The 16,767-nt window shown below is 67.9% G+C and carries 18 protein-coding genes; 6 read left to right on the forward strand and 12 right to left on the reverse strand.

Translation table 11 applies throughout. The features are described from left to right. The 4 genes from JMF86_RS20700 to JMF86_RS20715 form a co-directional block, all read right to left on the reverse strand. A partial coding sequence (locus JMF86_RS20700; protein ID WP_201317129.1) for a transglycosylase domain-containing protein occupies positions 1 to 462 on the reverse strand: 462 nt, incomplete at its 3' end. Positions 463 to 657: 195 nt separating this feature from the next. Beyond that, a complete protein-coding gene (lhpH, locus tag JMF86_RS20705; RefSeq protein ID WP_011547736.1) occupies positions 658 to 1,665 on the reverse strand; it encodes a trans-3-hydroxy-L-proline dehydratase in 1,008 nt (335 codons plus the stop codon). A gap of 77 nt (positions 1,666 to 1,742) precedes the next feature. Next, a complete protein-coding gene (locus JMF86_RS20710; RefSeq protein ID WP_011547737.1) occupies positions 1,743 to 2,864 on the reverse strand; it encodes a branched-chain amino acid ABC transporter substrate-binding protein in 1,122 nt (373 codons plus the stop codon). Positions 2,865 to 2,991: 127 nt separating this feature from the next. Then, the gene (locus JMF86_RS20715; RefSeq protein WP_011547738.1) at positions 2,992 to 3,729 is read right to left on the reverse strand and encodes a FadR/GntR family transcriptional regulator; all 738 of its coding nucleotides are present in this window, start codon (positions 3,727 to 3,729) and stop codon (positions 2,992 to 2,994) included. A 263-nt stretch (positions 3,730 to 3,992) separates the two neighbouring features. On the opposite strand from JMF86_RS20715, the gene lhpI reads away from it, so the two are divergent. From lhpI to JMF86_RS20730, 3 genes are all read left to right on the forward strand, one after another. Continuing rightward, positions 3,993 to 4,928, forward strand: coding sequence for a bifunctional Delta(1)-pyrroline-2-carboxylate/Delta(1)-piperideine-2-carboxylate reductase (gene lhpI, locus JMF86_RS20720; protein WP_041489483.1), 936 nt, complete (start codon positions 3,993 to 3,995; stop codon positions 4,926 to 4,928). Positions 4,929 to 5,101: 173 nt separating this feature from the next. Beyond that, positions 5,102 to 5,512 carry a response regulator transcription factor gene (locus JMF86_RS20725; RefSeq protein WP_006479063.1) on the forward strand — a complete coding sequence of 137 codons (411 nt, stop codon included), beginning with the start codon at positions 5,102 to 5,104 and terminating at the stop codon, positions 5,510 to 5,512. A 16-nt stretch (positions 5,513 to 5,528) separates the two neighbouring features. Further along, positions 5,529 to 6,308: a helix-turn-helix domain-containing protein gene (locus JMF86_RS20730; RefSeq protein WP_006479064.1), complete on the forward strand. Its 780-nt coding sequence runs from the start codon at positions 5,529 to 5,531 to the stop codon at positions 6,306 to 6,308. A 34-nt stretch (positions 6,309 to 6,342) separates the two neighbouring features. Here the strand turns inward: JMF86_RS20730 and JMF86_RS20735 are convergent, their stop codons facing one another. From JMF86_RS20735 to JMF86_RS20760, 6 genes are all read right to left on the reverse strand, one after another. Continuing rightward, a complete protein-coding gene (locus JMF86_RS20735; protein WP_011547740.1) occupies positions 6,343 to 6,693 on the reverse strand; it encodes a hypothetical protein in 351 nt (116 codons plus the stop codon). 153 nt (positions 6,694 to 6,846) lie between these two features. Further along, positions 6,847 to 7,086, reverse strand: a complete 240-nt coding sequence (locus JMF86_RS20740) for a hypothetical protein (RefSeq protein WP_006479066.1) — start codon at positions 7,084 to 7,086, stop codon at positions 6,847 to 6,849. Between the two features lie 16 nt (positions 7,087 to 7,102). Next, complete coding sequence (locus JMF86_RS20745) at positions 7,103 to 7,393, reverse strand: DUF1488 domain-containing protein (protein WP_006479067.1); 291 nt, start codon at positions 7,391 to 7,393, stop codon at positions 7,103 to 7,105. A 111-nt stretch (positions 7,394 to 7,504) separates the two neighbouring features. Further along, on the reverse strand, positions 7,505 to 7,903 hold the full coding sequence (locus JMF86_RS20750) for a DUF488 domain-containing protein (RefSeq protein WP_011547741.1): 399 nt from the start codon (positions 7,901 to 7,903) through the stop codon (positions 7,505 to 7,507). 167 nt (positions 7,904 to 8,070) lie between these two features. Beyond that, complete coding sequence (locus JMF86_RS20755; protein ID WP_011547742.1) at positions 8,071 to 9,273, reverse strand: amino acid aminotransferase; 1,203 nt, start codon at positions 9,271 to 9,273, stop codon at positions 8,071 to 8,073. Between the two features lie 46 nt (positions 9,274 to 9,319). Further along, positions 9,320 to 10,705, reverse strand: a complete 1,386-nt coding sequence (locus JMF86_RS20760; RefSeq protein ID WP_011547743.1) for an amino acid permease — start codon at positions 10,703 to 10,705, stop codon at positions 9,320 to 9,322. A 325-nt stretch (positions 10,706 to 11,030) separates the two neighbouring features. On the opposite strand from JMF86_RS20760, the gene JMF86_RS20765 reads away from it, so the two are divergent. Beyond that, positions 11,031 to 11,504 (forward strand): Lrp/AsnC family transcriptional regulator, encoded by a 474-nt coding sequence (locus tag JMF86_RS20765; RefSeq protein WP_006479071.1) that lies wholly within the window; start codon positions 11,031 to 11,033, stop codon positions 11,502 to 11,504. Between the two features lie 27 nt (positions 11,505 to 11,531). Here JMF86_RS20765 and JMF86_RS20770 read toward each other — a convergent pair whose 3' ends face one another. After that, positions 11,532 to 12,389: an EamA family transporter gene (locus JMF86_RS20770; RefSeq protein ID WP_011547744.1), complete on the reverse strand. Its 858-nt coding sequence runs from the start codon at positions 12,387 to 12,389 to the stop codon at positions 11,532 to 11,534. 401 nt (positions 12,390 to 12,790) lie between these two features. On the opposite strand from JMF86_RS20770, the gene JMF86_RS20775 reads away from it, so the two are divergent. After that, positions 12,791 to 14,464 carry a phospholipase C gene (locus JMF86_RS20775; RefSeq protein WP_011547745.1) on the forward strand — a complete coding sequence of 558 codons (1,674 nt, stop codon included), beginning with the start codon at positions 12,791 to 12,793 and terminating at the stop codon, positions 14,462 to 14,464. Positions 14,465 to 14,558: 94 nt separating this feature from the next. Next, positions 14,559 to 15,980: a cytochrome-c peroxidase gene (locus JMF86_RS20780; RefSeq protein ID WP_011547746.1), complete on the forward strand. Its 1,422-nt coding sequence runs from the start codon at positions 14,559 to 14,561 to the stop codon at positions 15,978 to 15,980. A gap of 24 nt (positions 15,981 to 16,004) precedes the next feature. On the opposite strand, the gene JMF86_RS20785 is transcribed toward JMF86_RS20780, so the two are convergent. Then, a complete protein-coding gene (locus tag JMF86_RS20785) occupies positions 16,005 to 16,745 on the reverse strand; it encodes a class I SAM-dependent methyltransferase (protein WP_011694732.1) in 741 nt (246 codons plus the stop codon). Between the last annotated feature and the right edge of the window lie 22 nt (positions 16,746 to 16,767).

The following is a 16,767-nucleotide window of genomic DNA, read 5'->3' on the forward strand; positions in this document are numbered from 1 at the left end:
CGCGGCCGACGCCGTGCGTTTCCAGTCGAGGCCGTGGTGTTTGTAGAAGCGGTGATCCTCGGTGGCGATCAGCGCGTCGACCATGCGCGGCGAAATCTGCTTGAGCGGTACCCATTCGCGGTTCGACGGCCTGAATTCGGCCAGCAGCTTGCCGTCGGCCGACAGCACCTGCGCGGGCTGGTCGACGCGCGCCTTGCGGATGTCGCCGATCCCCGGCGTGAACGGGATGAGCACGACCACGTACGCCGCGAACAGCGCCGGCACGGCGGCGGCCGCGAGCAGCACGCCACGGCGTGTCGGGTGGCGGACATGGTGCCACGCGGTGGCGGCGAGAGGCTCGGCTCGCGCGACGGCGGCCGCCGCGGCGGATTGGGCGCGCGCGACCCATCTGGCACACAAGGCACGCACTGACGACACGTTTCGGCGATTCACGCGGGTGGGGCTCGGCTGAAAAGGCTGCATCGTACCAAACTCGCGCGGCCGGCCTGCCCGCTGCGGCCTTGCGCCGGCATACGTGGTGCGGTGTCGCGACGGCGCTCACGCAAAAAAGGCGCGTGCCCGGCAACCGGAACGACGCGCCAAACCTGGTACGACAACCTGAACGCCGCGCGACGGGGACACGACGGGACGCGACAGCGGCGCGGCTGGGGCCGCGGCTCAGCGCACGAGAAATCCGTACGTGAGCGGATCGCGTTCGTCGACGATCCAGTTCGCGAACCCGCAGATATGCGCACTGCCTTCCACTTCCGGGATCACGGCCGGAAAGTCGCCGACCGTCGTTTCGCGCAGCACGCGCCCCTTGAAGACCGTGCCGACGATCGATTCGTTGACGAGCGTGTCGCCGGCCGCGAGCAGCCCGCGCTGGTAGAGCTGCGCGACGCGCCCGCCGGTGCCGGAGCCGGTCGGCGAGCGGTCGACTTCGCGATCCGCGAACACGCAGCAGTTCGCCTGCGTCGAGCCCGCATGGCGCGGCGCGTTCGCGATGATCGTGCCGTAGATATGGTTGATTTCCGGGATCTCCGGATGGACGACCGGATAGGTCGCGTTCGCGGCCGCCTTCACTTCCGCGCCGAAGCGGATCAGCTTCTCGACCGCGGATTCGCGCACCGGCAGGTCGAACGGCGCGCCGTCGACATAGAAATAGAACGCGCCGCCATACGCGATGTCGCCGGTCACGGTGCCGAACGATGGCGTGTCGACCGACACGTCGCGTCGCCAGATGAACGACGGCACGTTGACGAAACGCACCGGCCCCGCGTGCTCGCCGTCCCACTGGACGAACGCCTCGATGAAGCCGCACGGCGCGTCGATGCCGACCCGCGTTTCCGGCACGGTGCGCTGCACCCAGCCGAGTTCGACGGCCGCGGTCGACAACGCGATCACGCCGTGGCCGCAATGGTCGCTGTAGCCTTCGTTGTGCACGAAGATCACGCCGAAATCGGCATTCGGCGAGACCGGCTCGGTCAGATAGCCGCCGTACATGTCGGCGTGGCCGCGCGGTTCGAACATCAGCGCGCGGCGGATCTCGTCGGCGTGCGCCTTGAGCCACGCACGACGCTGGACGATCGTGTCGCCGGGCAGGCGCGGCAGCCCGCTCGTGACGATGCGGAACGCCTCGCCGCCGGTGTGCACTTCGACGGTGGACAGGGATCGGGAAATTTTCATGGTCGATCGGATGCGTTGAAACGAAGGACGGCGGCCGGGCCGCCGTCCGGTGACGGGCCGTGTGGGCCGTCGGGCAATTACTTCGCGTACGGTTCCGGCAGCCCGTTGCGGATCACGTAGACGGTGGTCGGCGCGCCTTTCAGGTCGCCGTTCGCGTCGAACGAATAGGTGCCCGCGACGCCCGCGTAGTTCGACTTCGCGAGCTGCGCGCTCAGCTTCGCCTTGTCGGTGGTCGTGCCGGCCTTGACCATCGCGTCGGCGAGCAGCTTCATCCCGTCGTAGTAATTGACGCCGTAGACCTGCGTATCGGTGTGATAGGTGTCGTGGTACTTCTTCAGGAATTCGCGGCCGGCCGCCGTCTTCTCGAGCGCGACCCCGCCCTGCGCGCAGTAGACGATCGACGCCGCGTCGCCCGCGACCTTGCCCATGTCGGCCGAGCAGATGCCGTCGCCGCCGAGCAGCTTCGCGCGCAAGCCCCGCTGCTTCATCTGCTTGGCCATCGGCGCGCCCTGCGCCGCATAGCCGCCGAGGAAGATCACGTCGGGGTTGCCGGCCTTGATCTTGGTGAGAATGCCGAGGAAATCGGTGGCCGACGAGTTCGTGTATTCCTGGTCGACGATCTTGATGCCGTTCGCCTTCGCGACGTTCATGAACTGCTCGGCGACGCCCTGCCCATACGCGGTGCGATCGTCGATCACGGCGGCGGTTTTCGCGTTCAGCGTCTTCGCGGCGAACGTGGCCATCGTGCCGCCGAGCTGCTCGTCGCTCGCACCGATCCGGAAGATGTTCTTGAAGCCCTGTTTCGTCAGTGCCGGGTTCGACGCGACCGGCAGGATCGGCACGCCGGCGGTCGAATACACGCGCGACGCGGGGATCGCGACGCCCGAGTTGTACGGCCCGAGCACGGCAACGACGCCCTTGTCGACGAGGTTCTGCGCGACCTGCACGCCGGCCTTCGGGTCGGCCTGGTCGTCTTCGGAAACCAGTTTGAAGGTGACGGTCTTGCCGGCGACCTTGATGCCGGCCTTGTTGAGCTCCTCGACCGCGAGCCGCGCGCCGTTTTCGTTATCCTTGCCGTTGGCGGCCTGCGGGCCCGTGAGGGGCGCCGAATGGCCGATCATCACGACTTCCTGCGCGTGCGCGGAAGTCAGCGCGCCGGCGGTAATAGCCACCGAGAGCGCGGTCACGAGGTGTCGCATGATGTCTCCTGATTGGTTTTGTGTGAAACCAATGTAGGACACGCGTGGTCACATCGCAAGCAATTTCAAAATAATGATCGGGATTTTGGTCATATTGAGTACCAGAACGATCGCATCCGCAGGCGTGTCATTTCGGCGCAATGTCGCGCCGCACGCGGCGGATGTGCTGTTCGACATAGAACGCAGCGGCATCGGCATCCCCGGAGACGATCGCCTCGTAGATCAGCCGATGCTCGGACACGTAGAGCCTGATCCGGCCCGCGTCGTAGATGCCGTCGTCCTTCAGCCGCTTCCACAGCGGCTGGTCCATCGTCTTCGCGACTTCGTCCGCGATCTTCACGATCAGCGCGTCGCCGGTCATCAGCGCGAGTTGCCGGTGGAACAGCCGGTCGCTCTCGTTCCACAGCGCGCGCTGGTGCGGATCGTCGACGTCGGTGATGGTCTCCATCTGCGCGAGATAGCGTTCGGCGCCGGGGTCGGCGCGGCCATGGGCGGCCGCGAGGCGCGCGATCGCGGGCTCCAGGATCAGCCGCACGTCGAGCGTCGACGTCGGGCTGAAGTCGGCCTCCGACGCCGCGTGCGCGTCGCCGCGCCGCGCCAGCACCTCGAGCGGGGCCGCGACGACGTAGGTGCCCGAATTGCGCTTCGTGAACACGAGCCCTTCGTTCTGCAGCGCGCCGAGCGCCTCGCGCACGGCCGGCCGGCCGACCTGGAACAGTGCCGCGAGTTCGCGCTCGGACGGCAGCCGCGACTCGGCCGCATAGCGCCCCGCGCGGATTTCGTCGCGGATCTTTTCGGCTACCTGCTCGTAGATCTGCAGTGGCCTGAAACCGCCTTCGTGTGTGTCGGGACGCGCGGACATCATCGGATGGCTCCTGCCCGGTCGCGGGCGTGGATCTGGAAATGGGTTCGCACTATACCGGAGCGCGCGGGCAGCGCGGCAGCGGCGAGCCTTCTGGCCAGATATTAGAACCAAAATCCGCGAAGCGCTTTATTTTCTGGGTTGCACGTGCGCCAGCAAGTGGTATAGATTCGATCCACACTGCCCGGTGTCACGGTATCCGGCAGACCTGTGGCGGGCGCGGCATGCGTCCGCCGTCCACGCTCACCGACGCTGCGACGTACACGATGCCCGCCTTTTCCCCGATTCCCGTTTTCGATGCGGCCGACACGGCCGCGCTGCTCGACTATCCGGCGTTGCTCGCCACGCTCAGGCAAGCGGTCGCCGAGTATGCGGCGGGCGACATCGTCAGCCCCGAGCGCCTGGTCGTGCCGCTGCAAGGCGGCGGCGTGATGCTGTCGATGCCGTCGAGCGCCCACGACCTGGCGAGCCACAAGCTCGTCAACGTGTGTCCCGGCAACGGCGCGCGCGGGTTGCCGACGATTCTCGGCCAGGTCACCGCGTACGACGCCACCACCGGAGAAATGCGCTTCGCGCTCGACGGCCCGACCGTCACCGGCCGCCGCACGGCGGCGATCACCGCGCTCGGCATCCAGGCGCTGCATGGCGCCGCGCCGCGCGACATCCTGCTGATCGGCACCGGCAAGCAGGCGGCCAATCACGCGGAAGCGCTCGCGGCGATCTTTCCGGACGCGCGCCTTCAGGTGCGCGGCACGAGCGCGGACAGCGCGGCCGCCTTCTGCGCCGCCCACCGCGCGCATGCGCCGCGGCTCGCGCCGCTCGACGGCGACGCGATACCCGACGCGATCGACGTGGTCGTCACGCTGACGACGAGCCGCACGCCCGTCTACCGCGAAGCCGCGCGCGCAGGCCGGCTCGTGGTCGGCGTCGGCGCGTTCACCGCGGATGCCGCCGAGATCGACGCCAGCACGGTGCGGGGCAGCCGGCTCGTGGTCGACGATCCGGCCGGTGCGCGCCACGAAGCCGGCGACCTGATCGTCGCGCAGGTGGACTGGCAGCACGTCGCGTCGCTCGCCGACGTGCTGAACGGCACCTTCTCCCGCGGCGGCCCGCTGCTGTTCAAGAGCGTCGGCTGCGCCGCATGGGACCTGGCCGCGTGCCGCACCGCGCGCGACGCGCTGGCCGCGCGCCAGGCCGGCTGAGCCGGACGCGCCACCGTTCGGCCGCTCCCCGCGCGGCATCGCACTTGTCGGGATCGCCCGCGGCGATTTCCCGTACGCGGTGTAGGAAACGCCCTACACCGCGTCGAAGCGGCCTACACGAAGTTCCAATTCGGCCGATTTCAATTTCGGCGGCGCAACACGATACTGCCGGCATGAATGCCAGCCTGTCACCCGCCGCACTCAGGGTGTTCCTCGTCGATCACGCGGTTGCCGTCCGCCAGCGGATCGCGCTGCTCGTCGGCGCGATCCGCGGCGTTGCCGTGGTGGGCGAAGCGGAAGACGGCCAGGACGCGTGGACGCATATCCGCAGCAGTCGCGCGGACGTGGTGATCGTCGACGTGCGGCTCGCGGACGGCAGCGGTCTCGACCTGATCGGGATGCTGTCGAAGGCCGCGCCGCGCATCGTCACGATCGTGCTGACGAATCACTCGGCGCCGGCATTCAGAGAGGCATGCGCGACGGCGGGAGCCGACTACTTCTTCGACAAGACCGTCGAATTCGACGCCGCATGCCGTGTCATCGAATCCCTGGTGCACGCTCGCGCGCACCGCCACCGCCCCTGACGAGCCGGAGCGCCTCATGTCCACCGCCACCGCCTTCGCCGCCGACGTGTCCGTCGTACCCCGGCCAACGATTGCCCTGCGCCCGGTCGCGCGCGCCGACGCCGCCAAGCATCCGGCCGCACGCTGTTCGGCCTGCGCGATGCGCTCGATGTGCCTGCCGCCGCACCTGACCCCCGCCGAATACGGCCGCCTCGACGCGATCATCTGCACGACGCGGCAGGTTCGCCAGGGCGACGCGCTGTTCCGCACCGACGATCCGTTCCAGAGCATCTATGCGGTGCGCGCGGGTTCGTTCAAGACGGTGATGATGCATCGCGACGGCCGCGAGCACGTGACGGGCTTCCAGATCGCCGGCGAAACGCTCGGCATGGACGGCATCGGCGGCGGCCAGCACTGCTGCGACGCGATCGCGCTGGAGGACAGCGTGGTGTGCATCATCCCGTTCGGCGCGCTCGAAGCCGCGTGCCGCGAGATGAAGCCGATGCAGCACTTTCTCTACCAGATGCTGAGCAGTGAGATCGTCCGCGAATCGAGCCAGATGCTGTTGCTCGGCACGATGTCGGCCGAGCAGCGCGTCGCGCATTTCCTGCTGAACCTGTCGTCGCGGTTCGAGGCGCGCGGCTATTCGGCGACCGAATTCAACCTGCGGATGACGCGCGAGGAAATCGGCTGCTATCTCGGGATGAAGCTCGAAACCGTCAGCCGGATGTTCTCGCGGTTCCATCGCGACGCGCTCGTCGAAACGCGCGGCAAGCGCGTGCGCATCATTGACGCGCAAGCGCTCGCGCGGGTCTGAATCCGGCACGCGGCGGCGGATGGCCGCCGCTGCATCAATGCAGCGCGTCGCCGGTCGCCGCGTCGCGCAGCGCCACCGCTGCGGCGCCCGACTGCCACGCGATCAGCGCCTGTTCCGCCTGCGCGAACGCGCGGCGCAGCGTATCGTCCACGTCGGCGCCGACGCACGGCGGCAGCGACCTGGGCGCCGCGTCGCGCATCGACAGATCGAGCCGCACATCGTAGAGGCGCGCGCCATCGGCCACCGTGCGCGCTTCGATCGCGAGATGGCAGCCGTCGAGCAACGTGCGAAACCGTTCGAGCCGCACCAGTTGCGCGCCGGCCTCGGCCTCGACCGCTGCCGAACCCGTGAATCCGAGGCAGGCGATCTGCATGCCCACGCCCATGTCGTGTCTCCTGACGGGGCCGCCCGCTCGTCGACCGCCTTGCCTGTGCCGGCCGCGTCATGATGAGGCGGCACGTGTTTTCCGTGGCGCGGCGCGCCTTGCCCGGTCGCTGCCGGCCGATAGTCTGCCCGCGCCCGGCTGGCGCGGGACCGTTCATACGTTGAAGGTTTGCGACGCCTTCATCTCGATCCACGTCATGCCGGCCCGCAGCCCTTCGATCATCGCCTCGCGCTCCGTCGGATACGCGTGGCTGTGCTCGAACGTATGATGAAACCGCGCGGCGCCGGCGCCGTGCTCGACCGACACGCGGCAGCGGAACTCGCCCGATTCGCACGGGCGCGTCTCCACTTCGACCGACCAGTCCCGTTCGTGAATGTTGCCCTGCAGTGTCATGCGCCCTCCTGCGGTATCAGTCTCCGAGCCGGAAGTGCCCGCTGTGCAGCAGCACCGGCCGGCCGCCGATTTCCTCGAGCATGCGCCGTGCCATCGCCTCGATGGCTGACCGGTGCGCGTCGAATGCGCTCAGCAGATCGCGCTCGAGCAGCGACCGCGCGCCGAAATGATCTTCCAGCGCCTCGGCCGTGACCGCGCACTGGACGCAATGGCCGTCGACCAGCGCCGAAAACGCGACGACCAGGTCGCGCGCGCAGTATTCCGGCGGTTCGGACGGGAAAACAATGTGCATCTGTCGGCCTGTCATCGTCGTGATGGCTCCATGACGAGAGCATAGTGGCGCGCGCGGCCGCGCGCTTGACCCACGTCAACCGGTTCGCCGCACCGCACGATCACGGTGCGGCCGCGCGACGCCGCTTCAGCTTGCGTCGGGCTCGATCGCCGCGCCGCGCTCCGAGAGCAGTTCACGCAGCACGCTGCGGTGGCAATGGCGTTCGTCGTCGCAGTAGCAGCCGATCGACAGCGCGGTGGTCGCCGACAGCGCGGCCAGCAGGTCCAGCACCTTCGCCGGATCGCCATGCGCCATCTCCGCGCGGAAGTGGCGCTTGAACGCCTTCCATTCGGCGTCGGTTGCGGCGGCCTGCGCCTGTGCGACGAGTTCGGGGCTCGGCGACAGCGTCGGCAGCCATACATCATAGTAGTTGCGCGACGCGAATTCCGCCTTCGGCACGCCGCGCGGCGGCCGCCGCACCGTGCCGATCCGCAGGCCTTCGCCGGCCGCGCGCGGCGTGCCGAGCTGGATGATCCGGATGCCCATGTCGCTCCTTTATTCCTCTGTGTTGCGTGCGATCCCGTGATCGTACCGCCGCGCCCGCCCCGGCGTCAGCCGGGCAGCCCACATGACGGCCGCCCAACAAAAAACCGGCTGCGCCCGCGACGAGACACAGCCGGTTCTCAACCGTTGCGCGCCTGGGCGCGCCGCGTTCAGACGCCGCTCTTCAGCACCTTGCCGATCGCGTCCGCGACGATGCCGACGTTCGAGTCGTTCAGGCCCGCCACGCACATCCGGCCCGAACGCAGGATATACACGCCGTGCACCTCGCGCAGCGCGTCGACCTGCGATTCGGTCAGGCCCGTGTACGTGAACATCCCGCGCTGCTTCACGTAGCGCGTGAGCGCTTCGCCGCTCACGTGGTCGCGCAGGCCGTCGTGGATCGACTGGCGCATCCGCGCGATGCGGCGGCACATCGCCGACAGTTCCTCTTCCCACTGCTTGCGCAGCGCCGGCGTGCCGAGCACGGTTGCGACGACCTTCGCGCCGTAGGTCTGCGGGTTGCTGTAGTTCGAGCGCACCGCGCCGGCCAGCTGGCCGAGCACGCGATCGGCCGCGGCCGCGTCTTCGCAGACGACGCTCAGGCCGCCCACGCGCTCGCCGTACAGCGAGAAGTTCTTCGAGAACGAGTTCGCGACGAGCGTCGGCACGCCGCGGCGGGCCAGCTCGCGCACCGCGAACGCGTCCGCGTCGAGGCCCGCGCCGAAGCCCTGGTACGCCATGTCGACGAACGGCAGCAGCCCGCGCGCCTCGATCACGTCGATCAGCTTCTCCCACTGGCCTTCGTCGAGATCGACGCCGGTCGGGTTATGGCAGCACGCGTGCAGCAGCACGATGCTGCGCGCCGGCAGCGCGTCGATCGCCGCGAGCATCGCGTCGAACTTCAGGCCGCCCGTCGCCGCGTCGTAGTACGGATAGGTGTTCACCGTGAAGCCGGCGCGCTCGAAGATGAAGCGATGGTTTTCCCAGCTCGGATCGCTCAGCCACACCTGCGAATCCGGGAAATAGCGCTTCAGGAAATCGGCGCCGACCTTCAGCGCGCCCGAGCCGCCGAGCGTCTGCAGCGTCGCGATGCGGCCGGCCGCGCGGGCCGGGTGATCGGCGCCGAACACCAGCGCTTGCACGGCGTCGCGATAGGCGGCCAGGCCGACCATCGGCAGGTACGGCTTCGGGCCGCTGTCGCGCTGCAGCGTGGTTTCGGCTTCGCGCACGGCGCCCATCACCGGAATCCGGCCTTCGGCGTCGAAATAGATCCCGATGCTCAGGTTGACCTTCTGGTCGCGCGGATCTTTCTGGAAGTTCTCGTTGAGCGTCAGGATCGGGTCGCCCGGATACGCGTCGATGTGTTCGAACATGGCTTGAGTCGGTCTCGTTTGGAAGAAGGGTCGGTCGTGGCCTGCGTCAGCGTGCGGACGCGCCGTCGTGCACCGCAAAGCCGGCATTCTTCTGACGGAAGCGATACCCGATCGCGAGCACCGCGAGCCATACCGGGATCAGGTACACCGACAGACGGAGATCCGGCGTCAGGTACATCACGACGAGAATGCCGGCCATGAATGCCAGGCACAGGTAATTCGTGAAAGGATAGCCCAGACTGCGGAAGGAAGTCTCCTCCCCGGCAGCACACTTGGCCTGGCGGAACTTCAGGTGGATCAGGGTGATCATCGCCCAGTTGATGATCAGCGCCGACACGACGAGGCCCATCAGCACCTCGAACGCCTTGCCCGGCATGAAGTAGTTGACCAGCACGCACACGCCGGTCGCGAGCGCCGACGCGCCGAGCGCGGCAAGCGGGATGCCGCGCTTGTTCACCGAGCACAGCACCTTCGGCGCGTTGCCCTGTTGCGCGAGGCCGAACAGCATCCGGCTGTTGCTGTACACGCCGCTGTTGTAGACCGACAGCGCGGCCGTCAGCACGACGACGTTCAGCACGTTCGCGACCAGGTTGCTGCTCAGCGCGTGGAAGATCAGCACGAACGGGCTGCCGCCGGTGACGACCTTCTCCCACGGATACAGCGACAGCAGCACGGCCAGCGCGCCGATGTAGAAAATCAGGATGCGGTAGATGACCTGGTTGGTCGCACGCGGAATGCTGCGCTTCGGATCGTCGGCCTCGGCCGCGGTGATGCCGATCAGCTCCAGCCCGCCGAACGAGAACATGATCGCGGCCATCGACATCACGAGCCCCGACACGCCGTTCGGGAAGAAACCGCCGTGCTGCCACAGGTTCGCGATGCTCGCTTCAGGCCCTGCATGGCCACTTGCGAGCAGCCAGCCGCCGAAGCCGATCATCCCGACGATCGCGGCGACCTTGATGATCGAGAACCAGAATTCCGTCTCGCCGTACGATTTCACGCTCGCCAGGTTCAGCAGGTTGATCGCGACGAAGAACACGAGCGCCGACACCCAGGTCGGCACGCCCGGCCACCAGTACTGCACGTAGATCCCGACGGCCGACAGTTCGGCCATGCTGACGAGGATGTACAGCACCCAGTAGTTCCAGCCGGACAGGAAACCGGTGAAGTGGCCGACGTATTTGTCGGCGAAGTAGCTGAACGAGCCGGCGACGGGCTCGTCGACGACCATCTCGCCGAGCTGGCGCATGATGAAGAACGCAACGATGCCGGCCACCGCATAGCCGAGCAGCACGGACGGGCCGGCCATCTTGATCGTCTGCGCGATGCCGAGGAACAGCCCCGTGCCGAGCGCGCCGCCGAGCGCAATCAGCTGGATGTGCCGGTTCTTCAGCCCGCGCTTCAGGCCGTCGCTCTCGTTTCCAGAAACCATGTCTTCTCCACTCTGTCCGCCTCCGCCTGCGGCGGGGTGCGGCGCGCCTCGGTGTGCCGGGCGCTGTTTTTACTGTGCCGGCGGCCGTTCGTGGGGGCGCCGGGTTGGGGACTGCAATCTTCGCGTGGTGGCGGCACCGATTCGCGTCGGCGTGCCGGCCTGATTGGCCGCCGACTCGTCTGCCCCCGCCGCATTGCTGCGGCCGCACACGAAAATCCGGCGTCAGTTTAGCGTCGCGACGGCGAAATCGGGTTGCGTAACCCGCTCATGCAAACCCTACATTATGAGATAAGATTGCATCCAGGAGACAGATGAGGAAACAAAAATGCCTGAACCGGTTCTCGATCGCATCGATCGCCACTTGCTGTCGGTGTTGCAGGAGAACGGCCGCGCGTCGAATCTCGACCTGGCGAAGGCCGTCGGCCTGTCGCCCGCGCAGACGCTGCGGCGCCATCGGCGGCTGGAGGAGATCGGCGCGATCCGCCGTTACGAAACGCGGCTGTGCCCCGATACGCTTGGCTTCGGCGTCACCGCATTCGTGCACGTGACGATGGAGCGCGGGCATATCCGCGATTTGTCGAAGTTCCAGAAACTCGTGTCGGATCTCGCGCAGATCCAGGAATGCTTCTCGGTGACGGGCGATATCGACTACGTGCTGAAAGTCGTCGCGCACGACCTGAAGGGGTTGTCGACGTTCCTGCTCGAAACGCTGATGCGCATTCCCGGCGTGAGCGGCGTGCATTCGAGCGTGTGCCTCGACGAGATCAAGTGTACGAGTGCGATGCCGGTGGAAAGCTGACCCATGTGGCGCGCCGGGCTGATGCGTTTACCGCACCGCCTCGAACGCACTGATCAACAGCGCCCCGCAAGCAATCACCGCGCACCCGGCCGCCCGGCGCGGCGTCAGCCGCTCGCCGAGATACACACGCGCGATCAACGCCGCGAACACCACGCTCGTCTCCCTCAGCGCCGACACCGGGCCCATCGGCGCGCGATCCATCGCCCAGATCACGGTGCCGTACGCAAGCGCCGCGAACACGCCGCCGCAGGCGGCCTTCGCCGTCTCGCCGACCTCCTGCGTCAGCCGCAACGGCCCCGCCCGCAACCGGTAGTACACGGCCATCAGCGCGCCGGTCAGCACGAACATCCATGCGGTATAGCCGACCGTGCTGCCGCTCTCGCGCACACCGATCCCGTCCACCACGCTATAGGCCGCGATCGACACGCCGGTCGCGAACGCGGTCGGCAGCACCTGCGTCATCCGGTGTTTCGCGCCGCGCCCGCGCTCCAGCCCGATCGCCATGATGCCAGCGCAGATCAGCACGAGCCCGCATTGCGCGCCGACGTTCAGGCGCTCGCCCGCGAACGCGGCCGCGCCGAGCGTGACGAGCAGCGGCGCGGTGCCGCGCGCGACCGGGTACGCGACGCTCAGGTCGCCGTGCTCGTACGCGCGGACGAGCAGCAGCGTATAGACGACGTGGAGCACGGCCGACGCGACGACGCAGAGCCAGCTCGATGGCGTGATCGGCGCGGCAGCCGGCAGGAACAGCAGCGCGAACAGCCCGATCGCGATCTGCAGCACCGTGGCCGAGCGCAGCCGGTCGCCGCTGCTGCGCACCAGCGCATTCCATGACGCGTGCAGGAACGCCGCGCACAGAACGGCAAACAGAACGGGGATCGGCACGCTCAATACTCCCTGACGGTCGGAAGCCGCGCGGTGCGCGGCGGGCGTTCATCGTATGAATGCGTCACCGAATTGTCAAAAAAGCGACGCACGACGCCCCGTAAAAGATCGGGCCGGTTGCTCCCCGCCGCCCGCCCGGCATCGCTTGCGCCGCAAGCGACCCGCACGCCGCGACATGTGACGCGGAGGTTGCCGGCGGTCCGCCCCTTTCCGTTCTCTTTCGCATCGCGCCGCGCCGTAATGAAACCGATACCGGAGCGCAACCCTCGCGAAAACACTCCGTCCCCATATCTTCATACGCGGCTGTTCCAATGCGCGTGCTCCCTCACGAGCTCCGCGCCGAACCGACACGGCGACGGGGCCGTTCTCCACCATCGAAGGCCTTACCCTGGAGTTTTCCGATGTTCCGTCAAGCCTTGCTTGTCACCGCCTGCGCCGGCGCCACGCTTGCGCTGTTCGCCTGCGGCGGCAGCGACGATTCCACGCCGGCGCCCGTCGTCTCGTCGCAGGATGCGCTGCAGACCGCCACGCCGATCAAGCACGTCGTCGTGATCTACGGCGAAAACATCTCGTTCGACCACTACTTCGGCACCTACCCGAACGCGACGAACCCGTCGGGCGAGCCGGCGTTCACCGCCAAATCCGGCACGCCGACGCCGAACGGCCTGACGGGCACGCTGCTCACCGCGAACCCGAACTTCACAAACACGGCCAACGGCACCGACGCGGCGAACCCGTTCCGACTCGACCGCACGCAGGCCGCGACCGCCGACCAGAACCACGCGTACACGGCCGAACAGCAGGCCGAGGACAACGGTCTCGCCGACCTGTTCCCGAAGTACACGGGCAAGGGCTCGTCCGGCGGCGCCGGCGCGTTCGGCACGAAGGGCCAGGTGATGGGCTACTTCGACGGCAACACGGTGACCGCGCTGTGGAACTACGCGCAGCGCTTCGCGATGAGCGACAACACGTTCACGACGGGCTACGGGCCGTCGACGCCGGGTGCGCTGAACGTCGTCGCGGGGCAGACCAACGGGATGCAGATCGTCAAGACGTCGAAGCAACCGTCGACGCTCGCCGCCAGCTCGTACTACATCAATGACGGCCAGGGCGGCCTCACGATGATCAACGACGTCGATCCGGGCTTCGACGTGTGTTCGAGCACGACCGACCAGGCGATGATGACCGGCAAGAACATCGGCGACCTGCTGAATGCCGCGAAGATCACGTGGGGTGGCTTCATGGGCGGCTTCAACCTGTCGACGACGAACGGCAACGGCACGACGGGCTGCGCGCGCAGCACGGTCGCTACCGCCGTGAACGCCGCGACGGCCGACTACATCCCGCACCACAACTGGTTCCAGTACTACGCGTCGACCGCGAACCCGCAACACACGCGCCCGAGCTCGATCGCGGCGATCGGATCGAGCGTCCAGACCGACGGCAAGACGGCCGAACCGGCGAACCACCAGTACGACACCGACGACTTCTTCGCCGCCGTGAAGGCCGGCAACTTCCCGTCGGTCAGCTACCTGAAGGCGCCGGCCGCGCAGGACGGGCATGCGGGCTATTCGGATCCGCTCGACGAGCAGGCGTTCGTGACGAAGGTCGTCAACTTCCTGCAGCAGCAGCCGGACTGGCAGAACACGGCCGTGATCGTCACCTATGACGACTCGGACGGCTGGTACGACCACGTGTACACGGCGCCGACGCACGCATCGTCGGACCCGGTCGACCAGCTCAACGGCGCCGGCAAGTGCGGCACGGGCGGCACCACCGGCGTGAGCGGCGCGACCGTGAACGGCCGCTGCGGCCCGGGCGTGCGTATTCCGCTCGTCGTGATCTCGCCGTATGCGAAGCAGAACTACGTCGATCACACGATGCTCGACCAGTCGTCCGTCGTGCGCTTCATCGAGGACAACTGGCTCGGCGGCCAGCGGATCGGCGGCGGCTCGTTCGATGCGACGGCGGGCGACCTGCGCAACCTGTTCGACTTCACGTCGAAGCCGAACACGACGCCGTTGTATCTCGACCCGACGCTCGGCACCGCGTTGAGCGCGGCCCCGGCGATCTGACCGTCACGGCATGACCGCATGGCCGGCGCATCACGCGCCGGCCGTTTCCATTTAACGCGTCGCTTCGTGCGACGCCCGATTTTCGATCGACAGCATGACAGCTCGCCCCGCCTTTCCGTCCCCCGACGCCGCCGGCACGCCCGCGCCGCGCGCCCCTTCCCGCCTGCTGCGCCGCGTGGCGTTCGTGCTAGGCGCGGCCGTGATCGGCTATGGCGCGTTCGCGATCGCGTTTCCCGCCCAGGTGCCGGCGGCGATCGGCACCGTGGTCGCCGACTGGACCGGCGCGAATCCGCATCCGGTCGTGCTGCAGCGGCCCGCCGCGCAGCCGCTGTCGGCGGTCGCGCAGCTCGGGCGCGCGCTGTTCCACGATCCGTCGCTGTCCGCATCGGGCAAGCAGTCGTGCGCGTCGTGCCATAGTCCCGATCATGCGTATGGCCCACCGAATGCGCTCGACGTGCAACCGGGCGGCCTCGCGATGACGCAGCAGGGCTATCGTCCGCCGCCGTCGCTGATGTACCTGTACCGCCAGCCGAATTTCAGCATCGGCCCCGACGCCGGTGAAAACGACGCCGCGCCGAGCGTCGCGCAGCAGGCCACGGCGGCGGCCGGCGTCGTCAAGGCGCAGAAGGTGGCCGGTACGTCGGCCGCGCCGCAGCTCGTGCCGCAAGGCGGGATGTTCTGGGACGGCCGCGCCGATACGCTGCAGCAACAGGCGTTCGGCCCGCTGCTGAATCCGGTCGAGATGGCGAATGCGAGCGTCGACGACGTCGCACGCAAGCTCGCGCAGTCGTCGCATCGCGCGCAATTCGAGCAGTTGTTCGGCGCGCGCGTGTTCTCCACGCCGCAGCTCGCGGTGTCGGAAGCGATGTTCGCGATCGCGCGCTATCAGGTCGAGGATCCGTCGTTCCATCCGTACGACAGCAAGTACGACCGCTGGCTCGAAGGCCGCGCGCGCCTCACGCAGGCCGAACTGCGCGGGCTGCGCCTGTTCAACGATCCGGACAAGGCGAATTGCGCGGGCTGCCACTTGTCGAAACCCGGCAAGGACGGCTTGCCGCCGATGTTTACCGATTACCAGTACGAGGCGCTCGGCGCGCCGCGCAACCGGGCGCTCGCGCAGAACCGCAACCCGGCGTTCTACGATCTCGGCGTGTGCGGGCCGTTCCGCGACGACCTGAAGGACCAGACACAGTATTGCGGGATGTTCCTGACGCCGACGCTGCGTAATTCGGCGACACGCCACGTGTTCTTCCACAACGGCGTATTCCACACGCTCGACCAGGTGATGGCGTTCTACAACGAGCGCAGCATCTCGCCGCAGAAGTTCTATTCGCGCGGCGCGGACGGCAAGGTCGACGAATACGACGACATTCCGCCGAAATATCGCGCGAACGTCGACGTGACCGATGCGCCGTTCGATCGCAAGCCGGGCGACAAACCCGCGATGACGGCGCAGGACATCAAGGATATCGAAGCGTTCCTCGGCACGCTGACGGACGCCCCGGCGCAGCACTGAGCGCCGGCCGGGCGCCGCGCCGGGTCAGCAGCGCGCGCGGATGCACAGGAAGGCCGGTGCCAGCGACAGCTCCGCATGGAGCCGTTCGGATACGGCTTTCATTTCCGGCAGCGGCGTCGGTTCGACGAAGCGCTCGAGCCGCCAGCCGCCGTCGGCGACCGCGTTCAGGATGTCGGCGAGCGGCCGCCGCCACGCTTCGACGTACGGCTTCGGCTCGCCGAACCCCGACCAGTGGAAACCGAAGCGGGACGTGTCGAAATACGTACCGTCGCCGCGCGTGCGTTCGTCCATCCAGTCGCGCACCGGATGCGCCATCGAGAACACGAGCGTTCCGCCCGGCCGCGCGACGCGCCGGAATTCGCGCAGCGTCGGCGCGAGATCGCGCACGTAGTCGAGCGCGAGCGAGCACAGCACCTTGTCGACCGACGCGTCGGGCAGCCACGCGAGCGGCGCCTCCAGGTCGCCTTCCCTGACGTCGACCGGCAGGCCCGCGCAACGCGTCCTTGCGAGCGCAACCATCTCCGGCGTCACGTCGAACGCATGCACGGTCGCGCCGTGACCGGCGAGATGCGCGCTGCAGATGCCGGGCCCGCAGCCGGCGTCGAGCACCGTCAGGCCTGCTACGTCGCCGAGCAGCGCCATGGATGCCGGCCGCTCGTAGAGCCCGTTGTGCGCCTTCGTCGGCGCGAGGTCCGCATAGCGTTGCGCGAAGCTCGCGTAAGCGCGGCGGCCGGGCGATTCGTTCGGGTCGTTCGGGTCGGTCATGCGGTATCCGTCGGTCGAAACT

This window comes from Burkholderia sp. E168m15 (assembly GCF_016586105.1).
In the GTDB taxonomy this organism is placed as follows: Bacteria; Pseudomonadota; Gammaproteobacteria; order Burkholderiales; family Burkholderiaceae; genus Burkholderia; species Burkholderia orbicola.